This is a genomic window from Burkholderia arboris, from assembly GCF_902499125.1.
Taxonomy (GTDB): domain Bacteria; phylum Pseudomonadota; class Gammaproteobacteria; order Burkholderiales; family Burkholderiaceae; genus Burkholderia; species Burkholderia arboris.
Window position 1 is genome coordinate 51,847 of record NZ_CABVPX010000008.1, and the last position, 17,751, is coordinate 69,597.

At 67.5% G+C, this 17,751-nt stretch carries 16 protein-coding genes; 7 read left to right on the plus strand and 9 right to left on the minus strand.

Annotation, left to right across the window (positions count from 1 at the left end; translation table 11 throughout):
- Positions 1–98: 98 nt before the first annotated feature.
- Entirely contained in the window at positions 99–758 is a 660-nt protein-coding gene (locus BLA15945_RS11980) for a YdcF family protein (RefSeq protein ID WP_233464206.1), read from the minus strand.
- 241 nt (positions 759–999) lie between these two features.
- A complete protein-coding gene (gene mreB, locus BLA15945_RS11985) occupies positions 1,000–2,034 on the minus strand; it encodes a rod shape-determining protein (protein WP_059239547.1) in 1,035 nt (344 codons plus the stop codon).
- 270 nt (positions 2,035–2,304) lie between these two features.
- Here mreB and BLA15945_RS11990 point away from each other — a divergent pair, with 270 nt between their 5' ends.
- Positions 2,305–4,710, plus strand: coding sequence for a patatin-like phospholipase family protein (locus tag BLA15945_RS11990; RefSeq protein ID WP_059239545.1), 2,406 nt, complete (start codon positions 2,305–2,307; stop codon positions 4,708–4,710).
- Positions 4,711–4,770: 60 nt separating this feature from the next.
- Here BLA15945_RS11990 and BLA15945_RS11995 read toward each other — a convergent pair whose 3' ends face one another.
- From BLA15945_RS11995 to BLA15945_RS12005, 3 genes are all read right to left on the minus strand, one after another.
- Positions 4,771–5,397, minus strand: a complete 627-nt coding sequence (locus BLA15945_RS11995; RefSeq protein ID WP_059239543.1) for an FMN-dependent NADH-azoreductase — start codon at positions 5,395–5,397, stop codon at positions 4,771–4,773.
- Between the two features lie 286 nt (positions 5,398–5,683).
- A complete protein-coding gene (locus BLA15945_RS12000; RefSeq protein WP_059239541.1) occupies positions 5,684–6,814 on the minus strand; it encodes an ATP-binding protein in 1,131 nt (376 codons plus the stop codon).
- Between the two features lie 64 nt (positions 6,815–6,878).
- Positions 6,879–7,589 carry a response regulator gene (locus tag BLA15945_RS12005; protein WP_059239539.1) on the minus strand — a complete coding sequence of 237 codons (711 nt, stop codon included), beginning with the start codon at positions 7,587–7,589 and terminating at the stop codon, positions 6,879–6,881.
- 219 nt (positions 7,590–7,808) lie between these two features.
- On the opposite strand from BLA15945_RS12005, the gene BLA15945_RS12010 reads away from it, so the two are divergent.
- From BLA15945_RS12010 to BLA15945_RS12025, 4 genes are all read left to right on the plus strand, one after another.
- Positions 7,809–8,723 (plus strand): glutaminase, encoded by a 915-nt coding sequence (locus tag BLA15945_RS12010; protein WP_174992536.1) that lies wholly within the window; start codon positions 7,809–7,811, stop codon positions 8,721–8,723.
- Positions 8,724–8,857: 134 nt separating this feature from the next.
- A complete protein-coding gene (locus tag BLA15945_RS12015; protein WP_174992445.1) occupies positions 8,858–9,232 on the plus strand; it encodes a cytochrome c in 375 nt (124 codons plus the stop codon).
- A gap of 41 nt (positions 9,233–9,273) precedes the next feature.
- Positions 9,274–9,789 (plus strand): hypothetical protein, encoded by a 516-nt coding sequence (locus BLA15945_RS12020; protein ID WP_217468150.1) that lies wholly within the window; start codon positions 9,274–9,276, stop codon positions 9,787–9,789.
- Between the two features lie 119 nt (positions 9,790–9,908).
- Positions 9,909–10,544: a cysteine hydrolase family protein gene (locus tag BLA15945_RS12025; protein ID WP_174992446.1), complete on the plus strand. Its 636-nt coding sequence runs from the start codon at positions 9,909–9,911 to the stop codon at positions 10,542–10,544.
- 24 nt (positions 10,545–10,568) lie between these two features.
- On the opposite strand, the gene BLA15945_RS12030 is transcribed toward BLA15945_RS12025, so the two are convergent.
- Positions 10,569–11,243 (minus strand): TetR/AcrR family transcriptional regulator, encoded by a 675-nt coding sequence (locus tag BLA15945_RS12030; protein ID WP_174992447.1) that lies wholly within the window; start codon positions 11,241–11,243, stop codon positions 10,569–10,571.
- A gap of 149 nt (positions 11,244–11,392) precedes the next feature.
- On the opposite strand from BLA15945_RS12030, the gene BLA15945_RS12035 reads away from it, so the two are divergent.
- Together BLA15945_RS12035 and BLA15945_RS12040 are read left to right on the plus strand one after the other, a co-directional pair.
- Complete coding sequence (locus BLA15945_RS12035; protein WP_174992448.1) at positions 11,393–12,922, plus strand: FAD-dependent monooxygenase; 1,530 nt, start codon at positions 11,393–11,395, stop codon at positions 12,920–12,922.
- Between the two features lie 89 nt (positions 12,923–13,011).
- Positions 13,012–13,956: a fatty acid desaturase family protein gene (locus tag BLA15945_RS12040; protein WP_059239530.1), complete on the plus strand. Its 945-nt coding sequence runs from the start codon at positions 13,012–13,014 to the stop codon at positions 13,954–13,956.
- Positions 13,957–13,989: 33 nt separating this feature from the next.
- On the opposite strand, the gene BLA15945_RS12045 is transcribed toward BLA15945_RS12040, so the two are convergent.
- From BLA15945_RS12045 to BLA15945_RS12055, 3 genes are read right to left on the minus strand one after another with little or no spacing between them, the layout of a single operon-like run.
- Positions 13,990–15,126: an aromatic ring-hydroxylating oxygenase subunit alpha gene (locus BLA15945_RS12045; RefSeq protein ID WP_233464202.1), complete on the minus strand. Its 1,137-nt coding sequence runs from the start codon at positions 15,124–15,126 to the stop codon at positions 13,990–13,992.
- A gap of 4 nt (positions 15,127–15,130) precedes the next feature.
- Positions 15,131–16,729, minus strand: coding sequence for a GH3 family domain-containing protein (locus BLA15945_RS12050; protein WP_174992449.1), 1,599 nt, complete (start codon positions 16,727–16,729; stop codon positions 15,131–15,133).
- Positions 16,729–17,652 carry a fatty acid desaturase family protein gene (locus BLA15945_RS12055; protein WP_174992450.1) on the minus strand — a complete coding sequence of 308 codons (924 nt, stop codon included), beginning with the start codon at positions 17,650–17,652 and terminating at the stop codon, positions 16,729–16,731. Before BLA15945_RS12055 ends, BLA15945_RS12050 begins: the two co-directional genes overlap by 1 nt.
- Positions 17,653–17,751 lie beyond the last annotated feature (99 nt).

Sequence of the window (17,751 nt, forward strand, 5' to 3'; positions counted from 1 at the left end):
GCGCCGATGACATTCGGACAGGCTGCGCCGGACGGCAGGACACCGGCAGGAGGAGGCAATCCGCGCACCCCGGGGGCGTTCGCCCCCGGCGCACCGCATTACGAAAACAGGCTCATCAAATACAGCATCGGCCGGAACGAAACGGGCCGCGCATCGGGATTCATCCACAGACGGACCGCATACACCGCATAGGCCGGCACTTCGCGGCAGCTCGAATAGACGTCGCGCCACTGGAAGCGGCGCGGATAGGCGGCGGAGATGCTCGCCCGCGCGATGCCGACGCGTTCGAATGCAAGGCGTGCCCGCGCGAGGTGGTAATACTGGCTGACGATCAGCACGCGCGACAGGCCGTGTGCCTGCAGATAGGCGAGCGTGTGCTGCGCGGTCGCGAGCGTGTTGTCGCCCTGGTCGTCGACGGCGATCCGCTCGGCCGGCACGCCGCGCGCCACGAGATAGTCGCGCATGGCCGTCGCCTCGTTCAACCCCGGGCCGTCGATCGCGCCGCTGACGAGGAACGCCGGGCACTGCCCCGTGCGGTAGCAGCGCACGCCGACATCGAGCCGGGCGGCGAGCACGGGCTTCGGTGCGCCGGTGTCGTCCAGCGCGTTGCCGAAGATCACGGCAACGTCGGCCGGCTCGTTCGGCATCCGCATCCCGTACGCGACGAGCGCAACGGCTGCAACGATCCAGAGGCAGGCAACGGCGGCCAGCAGGCGGCCCGTTCGGGCAAACAAGCCCCGTTTGGCGTGGTTTTTCAAGGATGTCATCTCTCAGGTCGTCGGGCGCATCGGCTTGCCCGGCCTCGTACGGGCGCGTAACGCTAGCACGGTGCGCGTTCGGGTGTCCACGCGACTAACCGATGCCGGACGGCGCCGGCCTTGCGGCCAGTCGACCGGAGCAGCGTGCCCGCGGCGACGCGGGCAGGCAATATGGAGTGCAACGGGGATCGAAAGAATGTGAATGGCCGCGCCGCGATGCACGGCCCGGTTCGTGCCCGAATCAGTCGACCGGGCACATCGCGAGCCGCCCCATCGCCTCGCCGGCGCCGCGCACCGCGCAGGTGGACGGCTCGTCGGCGACCCGCGCGACCAGCCCCGTCTCGTCGTACAGCAGGCGCTCGAGATCGGCGAGCAGCGCGCCGCCGCCCGTCAGCACCACGCCGCGATGCGCGATGTCGGTCACGAGTTCGGCCGGCGCGTTCTCGAGCACCGACTTCACCGCGCCGATCACCTGCTTGAGCGGCGCGGCCAGCGCATCCGCCACGTCGTGGTTGGACAGTTCCACCGAGCGCGGCAGCCCGTCGCCGATGCCTCGGCCGACCGCGCGCGTCGACCTGCGCGGCACCGCGCTGGTGGCCGAGCCGATCGCCTGCTTGACGTGCTCGGCCGTCTGTTCGCCGAGCAGCACGCCGTACAGGTTGCGGACATGGTTGACGATCGCCGCGTCGAACTGGCTGCCGCCGACGCGGATCGCCTCGCGGTAGACGATGCCGCCGAGCGCGATGACCGCGACTTCGGTCGTCCCGCCGCCGATGTCGATGACCATCGAGCCGACCGGCTCGGTCACCGGCAAACCCGCGCCGAGCCCGGCTGCCAGCGACTCCTCGATCAGTTCGACCTCCGATACGCCGGCTGCGAACGCGGCCTCGCGGAGCGCGCGGCGTTCGACGGCGGTCGCATCGGACGGCACGCACAGCGTGACCTCGACGCGGCGTCCGAAGCGCGAGCGCGTGCGCGACATGTCGATGAAGCTGCGGATCATCTGCTCGGCCGCGTGCGCGTCCGCGATCACGCCGTGCCGCATGGGCCGCACGGCTTCGAGATGCCCCGGTTCGCGGCCGAGCAGCGCCTTCGCGAGCTCGCCGACGGCCTCGAGCGTCGGCCGCGCGTCGGTCGCGCCGGCCTTGCGGAAGCAGACGACCGACGGCTGGTTCAGCACCACGCCGCGTTCGTGCGTATAAATCCGCGTACTCGCCGTTCCAGGGTCGATCGCAACGGGTTGCGCAAACAACTTTCCGAACAGCGGTGTCGACATATCAAACCTTTGTGAACGAACAGGCCGGGACGGCCACGCCGGATTTTCGCGGCGCGGCCATGCCGCCCCATCACAAGCTTAGCGGCAAATCGTTCCGATACTTTAGATAATTCCGATGATTTTTTCGCGACGAAATTGCCGAAAATACCGTGCCGGATGCTTCGGGCTACGCAACGGCCTCTCGCATTGCGCCTGTAAAACACGGTAATCTCTCGGTCTTGCCTGCTCCCGGCAGGCCTCAGACGCCCGATCACGCCAGGTATTTCCACCATGACAGCGACCGTTTCCTTCCGCTGGGCGCGGGTGCGCCCGCTCTGCACGACGCTCGTCGCCTTCTGGTGCTGCACGGTCGCCGCGCAGCCGCTGCCGGCCGCCGAATCCGCCGCCCAGGCCGTGACCGCTGCCGCCGGCGCGCCCGCGGCCACGCCTGCCGCCCCCGCCGCGCCTGCGCATGACTGCACGGCCGACGGCGGTCCGGCCGGCCGCCCGTCGATCGGCCTCGTGCTGTCCGGCGGCGGCGCGCGCGGTTACGCACACCTCGGTGTCCTGAAGGTACTGGAAGACAACCGGATCCCGATCGACTGCGTCGCGGGCACCAGCATGGGCGCGGTGGTCGGCGGCCTGTACGCGAGCGGGATGGCGGCCGACGAGATGCAGAAACGGCTGTCGGAGGTCAACCTCGCGGATATCGCGTTCGACGTGACGGACCGCGCGGACCTGCCGCAAAGCAGCCGGGAAGACGAACGCCTGTACATCAACGGGCTGACGCTCGGCTTCGGCAAGAAAGGCGTGAAGGCGCCGGTCGGCCTCGTGCAGGGCAACCGGCTGCAGGCGCTGCTGGCGAACTGGACGGCCGCCGTGCCGACCAACCAGCCGTTCGACCGCCTGCCGATCCCGTACCGCGCGGTCGCGACCGACCTGCAGACGGGCCAGATGGTCGTGCTCGACCACGGCTCGCTGCCGCTCGCGATCCGCGCGAGCATGGCGATGCCGGGCCTGTTCGCGCCGGCCGAGATCAACGGGCGCGCGCTCGTGGACGGCGGGCTCGTCAGCAACCTGCCCGTCGACACCGCGCGGCAGATGGGCGCGAACGTCGTGATCGCCGTCGACATCGGCTCGCAACTGCGCCCGCTCGACGCGCTCGCGTCGCCCGCCGACGTGATGCAGCAGATGGTCGGCATCCTGATCCGCCAGAACGTGACCGCGCAGCGCAAGCAGCTGGACGCGCAGGACGTACTGCTCACGCCGGACCTCGGCTCGCTCGCGTTCACCGACTTCCAGAACGCGAAGCAGGCGATCGCCGCCGGCGCGGCCGCGGCGACCGCGGCGCTGCCGAAGCTGCGCCGTTTCGCGCTCACGCCGGAACAGTACGCGGCCTACCGGTCCGCGCACGCGCAGCCGCTGCCACCGCCGATCCGGATCACGCGCATCGACATCAAGACCAGCGGCGGCGTGCCGAAGCGGGTCGTCAGCAACGCGCTGCACGTGAAGCCCGGCGACACCTACGATCCGCAGACCGTCAGCCAGGATCTGCTCGGACTCACGACGGGCGGCAATTTCGAGAGCGTCACGCAGCAGATCGTGAGCCACGGCGACGACAACGTGCTCGAGATCAACGCGCGCGAGAAGTACTGGGGGCCGAATTTCCTGCTGTTCGGGCTCGGCATGTCGAGCAGTTCGACCGACGAGGGCGGCTTCCGCCTGCACGTCGGCTACCGGCGGCCGTGGCTCACCGAATCGGGGCTCGAGTTCCGCGCGGACACGACGATCGGCAGCGACCTGCAGTCGGCGCGCGTCGAATTCCGCCAGCCGCTGTCGATGGCCTACGGCGTCTACCTGTCGCCGTATGCGGAATACCAGCGCCGCTACGCGAACCTGTACGACGACACCGGTAACGTGAAGATCACGCAGTACCTGATGCAGACGGCGCGCGCCGGGATCGACTTCGGCCTGCCGATCGCTCGGCTCGGCGATTTCCGGGTCGGTATCGGATACGTGACCGGGCACGGCTCGCCGACCTACAACCTGCCGTTCGACGACGGCAGCGGCCAGAACCTGCTGTGGCCGAGCTTCACGTCCCAGGCGCTGACCGCGCGCGCGCGGCTCGTCATCGACCAGCTCGACGATCCGATGTTCCCGCGCAAGGGCTACTTCGGCGAATTGCGTGTCGAGCGCTCGCTGGTGTCGCGCAACGGCGGCTCGGCACAGGAATTCGACGACGGGATCAACAACGCGCCTTACACCGAGATCTACGGCAAGGCGATGGTTGCGCAGCAGTTCGGCCGGCACAGCATCAGCGCGACGATCGAAGGCGGCAAGAGCATCGGCGGCACCAACCTGATCAACGCGTTCAACTTCACGCTCGGCGGCTTCCAGCATCTGTCCGCGTATGCGGCCGACCAGCTGAACGGCAACGAGCTCGCGTACGGTCAGATCACCTACATGAACCAGCTGATGACGTTCAACGCGTCGCCGATCAAGGCGCTGTCGGTGGGCGCCAGCGCGGAAGTCGGCAACGTGTGGTCGAGCGGGCAGCAGATCGGCGGCGGCGCGCTCAAGCAGAGCTATACGTTCTTCACGAGCCTGTCGACCGCGTTCGGGCCCGTCTATATCGGCGTGGCGCTCGCGCCGGGCGGCCGCCGCAACTTCTACCTGCAGCTCGGCCGCACCTACTGAGCATGCGCGGATGCCGCTTCGGCGGCATCCGCGCCGCCGTCGCGCCGCCGTACTCCCCGATCAGAAATCCGCAGCCATCGCGATCGCCCGCGCTTGCGCCCGTTCGATGCTGTCGTGCGCCTTCGCATTCCACGTGTGTTCGACGGTCAGGCTCCTGACCTCGTTCACGCCGATGAACTTCAGCCAGAATTCGATGTAATCGGCCTGATGCCCGAACCCGGGGGTGTCGAGACGTCCCGCCCCGGTTTCCCCGCTCTGCCCGCGCACATGGACAACCAGCGCGCGCGGAATCGTCAGCAGCGGGCCGTAGGCGGCGCCATCGAACGTGAACAGCATGTTCCGCTGGCTGACGAGATCGATCAGTTGCTTGAGCTTGTACGGATACCCGAAATTCCACATCGGCACGCCGACGACGATCCGGTCCGCCTGCTGAAACCGCTTCACGAGCGACTGGATCCGCAGCCAGACCGACTGCTCGGCGGCATTCATCGGTTCGTTCGCGACGCCTTTGTACTTTGCGCCGATCGCGTCGCCATCGAAGTCCGGCAGGTCCTCTTCCCAGACATTCAGCGTATCGACGTCGACCGACGCCTCCGCATTGCAGTACGCGTCGACGAACGCATTCGCAACCGCGATCGACGCCGACCTGGCGCCACGGGGAGAAGACACGATATTCAGTAGCCGCATGAGGCGTGACCCGGACAGGAATGCATGAACGAAGGGCGGCAGGCAGGGCCGCCCCGGCTTCGCTACTGCGTCGCAGGCCGCCTGCTTGCGCTGCTGCAGACCGCCGGCCTAAGTAGTTGCAATTGCAATCGTAATGCACGGCGCGTATGCGCTGCAAACGAATCTTCATGCGATTGCAATACGGAGAGGCGACGGGGAAGGACGGCGGGGAATGCCGGCAACGCGCACGCAACCGGCGCGCGTCGCCATCGTGGCTGCCGAGGGCGGGACCTCGCGCGGCGTCTCGCTAGACCGGCCAGCTGATCTCGAACCGCGCGCCGCCGAGTGCGACCGGATCGACGACCGCGATCCGGCCATTGTGCGCATGGAGCACCTGCCGCGTGATCGACAGGCCGAGCCCGTAACCGCCGGTGCGGCGGTCGAGGCGCACGAACGCGTCGAAGATCCGTTCGCGCTCGCTCTCGGGCACGCCGGGGCCGTCGTCCTCGACGAAGATCCCGATGTTGCCGTGCACGAGCGAGATGCCGACGACGATCTGCGATTTCGCGTACTTGCTCGCGTTGCGCAGCAGATTGCGCATCGCGTACGACATCAGCCGGCGGTCCATCTTCACGCGCAGATCCGATGCGATCGCGATGCGCGCCTCGATCGCACGCTCCGGATACAGCAGTTGCGCGTCGTTCACCTGGTGCTCGAACCACGCGACGGGCGCGGTCATCTCGAGGTTCGACTGCAGCGAGCTGTATTCGAGCCGCGCATACGTGAGGCTCATGTCGATCAACTCTTCGAGCTCGGTCACGTCCTGCGCGATGCTCTCGAGCGCGCCCTGGTACTCGGCCGCGGAACCCGGTTCGCGCAGCATTTCGAGCGCGAAGCGCACGCGCGCGAGCGGTGTGCGCAGTTCGTGCGAAATGCCGTTCGTCAGATCGCGCTGCGCGGCGATCAGCCGCTCCATGCGCATCGCGAGCGCGTTCAGCGTGCGGGCGAGCGGCCCGATGATCACGCTGTGCGATTCGCGGGCGCGCGTGTTGAAGCGCCCGCCCGTGAAGTCGATCGCGCGTTCACGCACCATCACGAGATCCGACCAGACCGGCCGCATCCACCGGTACGCGGCGAGTGCGGGCGCGGCGAACACGAACGCGAGCACGATCCAGATATCGCCCGGCAGCGAATCGAATGCATGCCACACGACCTGCGGCGACAATTCGACGCATAGCGCGAGCGCCGGCACGAGCGCGGTCAGCAACACGAGGCCGAGCAGATGCAGGTAGGTGCGCACGTACAGGCGCGACCAGCTCGGAATGCGGTCGGCGCGCGTGTCGGTCCACGCGCGGCGGAAATGCAGCCAGCGCCACTTGACGTAGCGCAGCGTCGGCAACGGCGGCGCATCGGGGTGCGAACGGGTTCGTCGGATCATCGCGGCTCCCGGCCGGCGGGTGGAATGCCCGCGCGGAACGTGACGGCGTCGCGCGCAGGCGGCGTCATTCCCACGCGTGCTTGCTGAATTGATAACCCTTGCTGCGGATCGTCTTGATCCGCTGCGGGTTGCTTGCGTCGTCGCGCAGCTTGCGGCGCAGCTTCGAGATGCGTCCGTCGATCGTGCGGTCGAGGCCGTCGAATTCGACGCCGCGCAGCTGCAGCATCAGGTCGTCGCGACTGACGACCTCGCCCGCATGGCATACGAGCGCCCACAGCAGGTCGAATTCGGCCGACGTCAGGTCGGGCGTGCTGCCGTCGGGCAGCACGACGGTACGGTCGGTACGGTCGATCGAAAACTTGCCGAACGCGTAGCGCTCGGGCTGCGGCGCGGTGCTCTCGGTCACGCGTGCGGGCGCGCGGCGCAGCTGGGCCTTGATCCGCGCGAGCAGGATGCGCGGCTCGACCGGCTTGTGCACGTAGTCGTCCGCGCCGAATTCGAGGCCGAGCAGTTCGTCGAACGGCTCGTCGCGCGCCGTCACCATGATGATCACGCCGTCGTACTGCTTGCGCGCCTCGCGGCAGATTTCGAAACCGTCCTTGCCCGGCAGGTTCACGTCGAGGATGACGAGATCGGGACGAATGGACAGGATCGCCGGCACCGCGGCGTCGCCATGCAGCACAGTGTCGACTTCATAGTCGTTCTTGCGCAGGTAGCCGGCGATCAGCGTGGACAGGCGGGTGTCGTCTTCGACGAGCAGGATGCGGAAAGACATGGGCAGCGGTCGGATCATCGAGGGGGCCGCGGCGACGCCGGCAGGTGCCGGACGCCGGCCATCGGCCGAAACGTACCGCATGATACTGCGACCGCCGCCTGCCCGTTTGACGGTCTTGAAAATCAGGGTTCGATGCTGGCCATGCTTGACGAATCGGCGCCGGGACGGTTCCATACGGGCTCGCCGGAATCCGGGCCGCTCACCTACCCGCCTGACGTGATGAATTACCAGACGATCCTCGAACGCATCCACACCGAACTCGCCCCCTGGATAGGCCAGGGACGGGTTGCCGACTACATTCCCGAACTCGCGAAAGTGCCCGCCGACAAGTTCGGGATGGCCGTCGTGACGCTCGACGGTAACGTTTACACGGTCGGCGATGCACACGAGCGCTTCTCGATCCAGAGTATCTCGAAGCTGTTCGCGTGCACGCTCGCATTCCAGCTGCTGGGCGACGAACTGTGGGAACGGGTCGGTCGCGAACCGTCCGGCAACGCGTTCAATTCGCTGGTCCAGCTCGAAAGCGAGCGCGGCAAGCCGCGCAATCCGTTCATCAACGCAGGCGCGCTGGTCGTCACCGACGTGCTGTGCCGCCGCTTCGTCAAGGCCGAGACGGCGCTGGTCGAATTCGTGCGGCGGATGATCGGCACGAACGACATCGACTACGATTCGCGCGTCGCGCAGTCGGAGCTGCAGCATGCGGAGCGCAACCGCGCGATGGCGCACTTCATGGCGAGCTTCGGCAACATGCAGATGCCGCCCGACACGGTGATCGATGCGTATTGCCGGCAGTGCGCGATCACGATGAATTGCGTCGAGCTCGCGAGCGCCGCGCTGTTCCTCGCGAACGGCGGCGTCGCACCGGCGACCGGCGAGCGGATCGTCGATTCGAGTTCGGCGAAGCGGCTGTCGGCGCTGATGCTGACCTGCGGCACCTACGATGCAGCCGGGGATTTCGTGTATCGCGTCGGGCTGCCGGCGAAGAGCGGCGTGGGCGGCGGGATTGTTGCGGTGCTGCCGGGGGATATGGCCGTGTGCGTGTGGGCGCCGGGGCTCGATGCGAACGGGAACTCGCTGGCGGGGACCCTGGCGCTGGAGTGGTTGACGACTTATACGGGAAGGTCGATTTTTTGAGGGGGCGAAGCCGGGCGTGCGCCACCCGGCGCGACTGCGGCAGGTGACGATCGGCACACTCAACATAAAACCCGTCATTCGGCGGCAATCGCCCCTAAAGAGACATTCACCGGCTTTTACAATAAATCAAAAAAATGAAAAAAATCCTCATCGCCTCGTTAGGAATTTCATTGCTTGCCCCAACATCACCAACCTTCGCGGATAGTGATAACGGGAAAAAGATCTTCCTGGCGAGATGCGCGATGTGCCACGGAGCAGATGCCAGAGGAACAGGGCCGCTGGCCAATAAAAGCAGCCCACCCACACCCGACCTTACGACACCCGCGTTCAAAAAACGACTCAAAGACTATCCGGGCGTTATTGTCTCGTCAGTCATACTTCGCCCAAACGGAGACCTGATTTCAAAAACGTTGCGAGAAAACGGCGTAAAACTAGCGCCCCACCCGTGGACGGTTAAGGATTTTCGCGATTTGAATCAATACATGAGCAGCCTGATTTTAAGAAATTGAATTCTTGCTTGTTGCCCGCCACACTCACGGATATCCTCACGATGCATTCGAATTTGCTGACGCTGACGCGTGGTGTTCAAGCCGGCGTGCAGATCCGGCCGCGCTGGCCCGCACGATACGTGCGCGTGGAGGCGCAAGTGCTGGGGAAGCTGCAGGCGATCCAGGCCGAGTTGCCCGCGGAGATCGACCTGATCCTGACGCGAGGCTATGAGCCGCGAGCATCCGGTCTGGGTGTTGCGCGTCGCGGGTTTCGCGCACTGGGAATGGGCCTGTTCCGCTTGCTCTACCCCACCCGAGGCAACGAGCTTGTCGATATTTTCGGAAGCAACGGACACGACGTCGATGGAACACATATCGACGTTTCGTTCGGGTTGAAGGGTCGTCGCGTGCGGTTATTGCCGCTGGGCGTATTCACGCCGCCATTCTGGCAGCGGCATCGCATGCGGCGATGCGATTCCAGCCTGGCGCAGATCCAGTCCGCACTGGTACGGCAAGGGTTTCAGATTCACCGCAACGCCACGGAAAGGCTGCAGATTCATTGCGATCTCGTGCATTAGCGGAGATTCGCCTTCGTCCAATGTCGAGCCAACCCGGCCGGCGAAGGCGCCATGGTTGACGACGTACGCGAACGACCGATTTTCCGACACCCCGCAGCGGTTACTGGAGAACATCACGCATGCATCCGGACAACGCATCAGAAGTCGCAACGACAGCCCACACGAACGCCAGCGACGGCGCCTGCGCGCCGATTCCCGCCATCGCGCCATCAAAAACCGCGCTGGTCGTCATGCATTACCAGACCGACATCCTCGACCTCTTCCCGTCGGTCGCACCCGAACTGCTCGCCAATACGCGCCGTCTCTGCGATGCGGCACGTGCCGCAGGCGTCGGCGTCTGGTTCGCGAATCTCCGCTTCAGCCCCGGCTACTCGGAAGTCAGCCCGCTCAACAAGAACGGCCAGGGCATCAAACGGCTAGGCCTGTTCATCAACGACGGCCCGTCGCCTGAGCTGGGCAAGCAGCCCGACGAGCCGCTGATCGTCGCGCACCGCGCGAGCGTGTTCTTCGGCACCGATCTGCAGGCCAGGCTGGTCGCGCAAGGCGTCGATTCGCTGATCATGGTCGGTATCGCGTCGACGGGCGTGATGTTTTCGTCGATCGCCCACGCAAGCGATGCGGATTTCCGTCTCTATACGGTCAAGGATTGCTGTTACGACCCGGACCCGGTGGTCCACGAGCATCTGTTCGCCACCGCGTTCGAATCGCGCACGACGGTGCTGTCGCTCGCGGAGGCGCTGCAACTGCTCGCCTGACGAGTCGACCCGCCGTACGACGGCTTATCGAGCCGTTCCGATCCCCGCCAGAATGAGGTCGATGCCGGCCAGGAACTGCGCGCGCTCGTCGTGCGTGGCCAGTTGCGCCGCCACCTTGCGCACGAACGGATACTGCGCCGGCTCGAGTTGCGCCCACCGCTCCGCCACGGTCGCGACGATCTCCGCTTGCCCCGTCTCGCGCGAATGAAGCCGCGCGCCGGCCGCATACTGGCCGGCCAGCCCGAAGAGGTAGTGCATCAGCGCCGACGCCGCGTTGAATTGCTCCGGTTCGGGCACGCCCAGCGCCTGAAGCTGCCCGCCGACGCGCTCCAGGATGCGCAGCACCGCGTGCTGCCACGGTTCCCGGAACAACTGCGCCCCCACCCACGGATGCGCGCTGAACGCGTCGAACAAACGCAGCGCGACGCGCCGGAGCGCTTCCGCCGCATCGCCGTCGTCCGCGCCCGGCACGTCCGCCATCGCGCCCGCGATCACCTGGTCCGCAGCCGCCGCAAGCAGGTCGTGCTTGTCGGCGACGTGCCAGTAAATCGCCCCGCTTCCCGTCGCCAGGTACGCAGCGAGCGCGCGAAACGTCAGCGCGCGCTCGCCGTCCTTGTCGAGTATCTCGATCGCGGCCTCGACGATCCGCTCTTTCGACAGCGCATCCGCGCGCCGTTCGGTCCGGTTGCTGGTTTTCATGCGCGCTAGCTTGACACACATGGAACAACGTTCCAATATCTCGCCATTGGAACAACGTTCCATTGTCAACTCAAACGGGGCGCGATGCCGGTCAGGTATCGCGCCATCGACCGCCCACGGCCTGCCCCGGCCTGACACCGAGCCACCCGATGAATCTTCCCGTCACCCATGATGTCGTGATTGCCGGAGCCGGCCCGGTCGGCCTGTTCCTCGCGTGCGAGCTTCGCCTAGTCGGCCTGTCCGTGCTGGTGGTCGAGCAGGCGAACGATCCGGATTCCCCGCTGAAGCGTCTTCCGTTCGGCATGCGCGGCCTGTCGGCGCCCACCATCGACGCGTTCGACCGTCGCGGCCTGCTCGACGACATCGCACTGCCGCCCCGCGCGAACGACACCGCACACTGGATGCAGCAATCGCGCCGTCCGGGCGGCCATTTCGCCGGCATCCCGTTCTTCCACGACAACATCGATGCGTCGCAGTGGCCGTACCACCTGCCCGGCCCGGCCGGCACGCACATGGCGACCGACATGGCGCGCGTCGAATCCGCGCTGGCCGCTCGTGCGCAAGCAACGGGCGTCGAGATCCGGCGCGGTATCCGCGTCGAGGGCTTCGAACAGTCGGACGCGGACGACACGGTGACTCTGCACGCGGGCGGCAACACGTTCCGCGCCCGCTGGCTCGTCGGCTGCGACGGTGGCCGCAGCACGGTCCGCAAGGCCGGCGACTTCGCGTTCGCCGGCACCGATCCCGAATTCACCGGCTACTCGATCGAAGCCGAATTCGCCGATCCGGGCGCGCTGCTGCCGGGCCGTCATTACACGACGGGCGGCATGTACACGTACACGCCGCCCGGAACCATCGCGCTGGTCGAGTTCGACGGCGGCGCGTTCCACCGGAGCGGGCCCGTCACGCTCGAGCATGCGCAAGCCGTATTGCGCCGCGTGTCCGGCACCGGCGTCACGCTGACGGCCCTCCGGCTCGCCACCACGTGGACCGACCGCGCGTACCAGGCCGCGACCTACCGCAACGGACGCGTGCTGCTCGCGGGCGATGCCGCGCACATCCACTCGCCGCTCGGCGGCCAGGGGCTCAATCTCGGGCTCGGCGACGCGATGAATCTCGGCTGGAAGCTGGCCGCGACGATCCGCGGCGACGCGCCGGACGGGCTGCTCGACAGTTACACGGCCGAGCGGCATCCGGTAGGCGCACGGGTGCTCGACTGGTCGCGCGCGCAGGTCGCGCTGATGCGGCCGTCTCCGAGTTCGCGCGCGCTCGAAGCGATCATGCGCGATCTCGTCGACACGCGCGACGGCGCGACGTACTTCGCCGAGCGCGTGTGGGGCGTGTCCGTTGCGTACGATCTCGGCGGCCATCACCCGCTCGTCGGCCGCAGCGCTCCGGATTTCGAACTGGCCGACGGCACACGGCTCGGCGAGCGCGTCCGGCACGGCAAGGGCGTGCTGCTGGACTTCGATGCAGCCCGGCCGCTTCAGGCACTGGCAAGCCGCTGGCGCGACCGGATCGCGTACATCGCGAGCGATGCAAAAGACCGGCTCGGAGTGCGCGCGGTGCTCGTGCGTCCCGACGGGATCGTCGCATGGGCCGGTCACGACGATGCGGATGCCGACGCAGCGGCGCACGCGGCAGCGCGATGGTTCGGCGCGCCCTGCGCCGCGCATTGATCGCGGCCGCCGGGCGCCGGAAACCGGTGTATATTGCCCAGCGACAAAACCTGCACACGCGCCGTCGACGGCGCGCCCGACACCGCCGAATGCCCACGCCCGCCACGCTGCCGACACCCGCCGAACTGAACCGCACGCTGCCGTTCGTGGCCGGCGCGCGGCCGTGGCGGCTCGTGCGCTATGCGTGCGTCGACTGGTTCGGCATCCTGCTGTGCTGGGCCGCGATCCGCTTCGTGCCGAATCCGATCGTCCATGTCGCGGCCGTGTTGCTGATTGCGGGGCGGCTGCAGGCGTTCGGCGTGATCCTGCACGACGCATGCCATCTTCCCGTGCGACGCATGACGCTGCCGCTCGCGCTCGTCGACGCGCTCGCCGGCTGGACTATCGGCTCGTCCATCGCGGCGATGCGCTATCACCACCTGCGCCATCATCGCGCGGTCGGCACCGCCCAGGATCCGTACCTGCACCGGCTCGCCGCACGCGGCGGCTGGGTGCGGCGCGCGATGATGCTGCGCGGCGCGCTGCTGCCGGTCTGGTGGCCGTTACGCGCGCTGATGGCGCCGCTCGCGCTCGCCTGGCCCGCGTTCCGGCCGTGGTACGCACGCGGCTTCATGCAGGACCGTTCGGGCCAGGACCTGCGCCGTCACCCCGAAGTCATTGCGTGTGCGCGCGCCGACCTGCCGCATTGCGCGGGCTATCTGCTCGCGATCGCGGCCGTCGTGCACTGGGATCTGCCGTTCTTCACTTACTACGGACTGCCGTGGATCATCGGCGGCATCATGAATGCGAACCGCGTGCTGCTCGAACACGATCACGTGGAGATGGGCGAACGCTCGCCGGAATCGATCTGGAAGATGACGCGCACGATGACGTTCGGCTGGATCGGCAAGCTCGTGCTGTATCCGCGCAACATCGGCTATCACCAGGTGCATCACGCGTATCCGGCGCTCGCGCTCGAGCATCTGCCGGCCGTGCACCGCTACCTGACGGACGGCGTCGCGCTCGCGTCCGGCCAGACCGGCCCCACGCGCTAAACGCGCGTCCCCGCGCAGCGCCGCACGCCGCGCCTACAGCTCGAACCGCATCACCTTCTCGCCGCACTGCCCGGCCGGCAGCGGTTCGCCGCGTTTCACCGCGTCGAGCAGCCGGTCGATCGCGACATGCACGATGTCGGCGCGCACGTTGTGCGGCCGGAAGCCCGGTGCGTTGTCGAGCCCTTGCCGGTGCGCGCGCATGATCCGCACGTCCTGCTGGATCACGAGGTGCGTGTACAGGTTCAGCAACGGCCGCAGCGCGCGCAGCACCCAGCGCGGCAGCCGGAAGCGATACGCGATGTACGTGTAGACGCGCGAACGGCGCGCATCGATCGGCGTGATCTGGCTGACGATCAGGAACCCGGAACGCTCGCCCCACAGGTAGTCGCACCGCGTCACATTCGGCGCGATGAAGCGGTCGACGTGCGCAAGCGGCACGCGATCGGGATTCGTGAGCCAGTCGAGGCAGAAGCCGATCTTGTCGTCGCCGTCGTGATAAGTGACGGCGACGCTGTCCGGCGTCGCCGCGACCGTGGCCTCCATCGCCTGGCCACGGCTGCTGCGGAAGATCCCGTCGTGGACGAACACCGTGTGCGGCACGTCCATGAAGTTCTGCGCGAGCATCGCGATGTCGCCGTCGAACGTGTTGACCATGTAGTACGACTGCCATGCAGCGACGTCGCGGAACGGCATCCGGAAAATCGTGCGCGCGGACGGATCGCCGGTGCCGGGATACACCCACACGAGCCCGTCGAGCAGTTGTACGGGCAGTGTGCGCTGCCGGAACGGATAGCGGCCGGGCGCGCCCGTCGGCCGCGTGCCGTCGATGCTCGGCACATGAACGACCTGCCCCTCGCCGTCGTAACGCCAGCCGTGATACGGACAGACGAGCGTGTCGCTGTCGACCTTGCCGGCCGACAGTCGCGTACCGCGATGCACGCACTGGTCGACCAGCGCGGCGATCCGGCCATCGCGCTGGCGAAACAGCACGATGCCGGTGTCGAGAATGCGCACGCCGAGCGGCTTGTCGTGCGGGAGTTCGCGTTCGGTGCACGCAACGAACCATTGCTCGTGCAGGCCGTCGATCTGCGGTGCGGATGCTTGCGCGTGCGCCGCTTCGCGCGACGAGCACTCGTGCCCGCATCCGCGTGGTTCGTTCATGTCGTTCATGGCATCACTCATCCGTCATCGCGAGCAGCGCCTCGGCCATCGGCAGCCGCGTCACGAGCAGGCACGGCTTCACGTCGCCCGCGCGCATGCCGGCCCGATCGGCCGCGTGCTGCAGCCAATCGCCGAGCCGCGCCGGCGATCGGCCCAGCCAGCGCATCTGCAGCGGGCCGAGCTGGCCGAGGCGGCGTGCGTGCGCGTAATGAAATGCCTGCGCCAGCCCGGTTTCGACGGCTGCGCGCATCGTATCGGCCGCGTCTGCGCCGAGGTCGCCGGCGACGCACAGCACGTAGTGCGGCAGCCCTTCTCGCGCCGCGCACGGCACGATGCACGCACCGACTTCCCCGTGTTGCCCGAGCGCAGGATTCAGCGCATCGGCCACGATGCGTTCGTCGAGCTTCTCGCCGACGAGATCGACGCTCGCCGCCGCACGGCCGACGAACGCAATGCGCGGCGTGCGTCCGGTCATGCCGATCACGCGCACGCGATCGCCGAGCGCATAGCGATACAGCCCGCCGCCGGTCGTCAGCAACACCTGTGCGTCGTCACCCGGTTGCAGCGCGTCGACATCGCACACGCTGCCGTCGTCGCGCACGAATTCGAGGTAGTGGCTGCCGATCGCGAGCGGGCAGCCGTCGCCCGCGCCGAAGGGAATGCTGGCAACGCCTTCGGTCGCGAACAGCCCCTTCGGCAGCCATTGCACATCCGGGAACCGCACGCGCAACGCGTCGGCGTAATACCGGCTCGGGCCGTCCAGCCAGCAGCTCACGGCCGCCAGGCGCGGCCACAGTGCATGGCAGTCGCCGTTCGCGCTCGCACGACGCAACGCAGCGCGACGATCGGCCGGCAGCGACGCTTCGACCCATGCGAGATCGCGCACGCCATCGGCATCGTTGCGATCGAACAGCGGACGCAGCACGCTCGTCAGGAACGTCGGGCTCCACACGCTGATAAACGCGAGCGATGCGTCGGCGACGAGCGCGCGCAGGGTCTCGCGCCGCCACGTCGCCGCGTCGCCGGTCAGCGGCGGCACGAGCAGCGTCGGCACAAGTGCGGCGGCGCTGCTGTCTCCCAGATAATCGAGATCGCTCGCCGAGCCGACCGGAATTCCGCTCGGCGCAACGCCGGGCGCCTGCAGCGGCGGCGACATCGACCAGTACGCATGCCCTTCGCCGAGTGCCGGACAGGCGCGATGCATGTCGGCCAGCCACACGATCATCGCGGCCTGCAGTTCGCGCAGGAACGCGGGCGTGTACGGAATCAGCTTCCGGCGCGCCGTGCTGCCGCTCGTACGTTCGAGGAACAGCGGGCGTTCGGCGGTCAGCACCGGTTCCGTCTCGTTCGACACGCGCTCGAGCCACGGCAGGAAATCGGCGGCCGCGTGCACGGGCACGCGCTCGCGGAACCGTGCGGGGCTGTCGATCCGGTCGAAGCCGAAGCGGCGGCCAAACGCCGTGTCGCGGTTGGCGGCGAGCAGCGCCATCAACCGCTGCGCCTGCACGTCGCCCGGCGCGTCGAAGCCGGCCTGCCAGCGATCGACGTCCGGCTGCGCGGCGCGTGCGAATGCACGCCAAGCGTCGGCGGGACTGCGGGCGGAAGCGTCCATCAGAAATAGGTCTTGTCGAGTTGCGCGAGATCGTCGGGCAGCCGGCGCGGCGGCGCGAAGATCGTGAGCCAGCCGTACCACAGCGGCCGCGTCTCGCGCAGGTCCGACGCCGCGTGCATGTCCTGCCAGCGCAGCGCCGGGCGGCGATGATGCGTCAGGTTGTAGTTGAAGTTCAGCAGCAACCAGCGCACCGGGGCCGGCGCGCGCATGTTGTACGTGCCTTCGACGACGTCGAGCGGCGTGCGCATGTGGTACACCCATTGCAGCGACGACCACGAGAACGCGAACGCGACATACGCGATCAATACGGCCGGCACCGACCAGTCGAGCAGCCAGCCGGCCAGCAGCCATGCACCGACGGCGGCGAGCGTTTCGTAGCGGATGCGGCGGAAGTCGGCCGTCGTGAATTCCTTGAAGGCGGCCGCGTAGGTGTTGTCGTCGCCGCGTGCGGCGAGCCGCTGCATCGTGCGGCCGGGCACCAGCGCGAGCACGAAGCTGCCGACGAAACCGCCGAGCCAGATGCCGCCGAGGATCGCCGCGTAGTACTCGATGCGCTTGCGCAGCAGCGATTCGTTCGCGGTCGCGAAATCCGCGCGCTCGGCAGGCGTGCGGTTGCGCACGTGATGGCCGAGATGGTTGACGTGAATGAGCGTCGCGGCCGCGCCGAACATCGTGGACGCCCACCACATCATCATATAATTCGCGGTCGGCCGGCGATGTCCGAACCCGTGGAAGGTTTCGTGCATCATCGAGAACACGCCTTGCATCACGAGGCAGAACGGCACGAGCACGAGCCACTTGATCGCGCCGGCATCCGTATGCGAAAGCCAGGTGAGCGTGCCGGCCCACACGAGGCTCTGCAGCGCGAGCACCAGCAGGTTGACGCGATCGTAACGTCGGGCTTGCGCGCTCGGTCGGTTCATGGCTCGGCAGGCTCGGAATGGCGGTTGTTTGCACGGGAGGATACAACAGATGCGTCAACTGCCGGTAACGGCTCGCGCCCCGTCCGCGAAGGGGGCGCG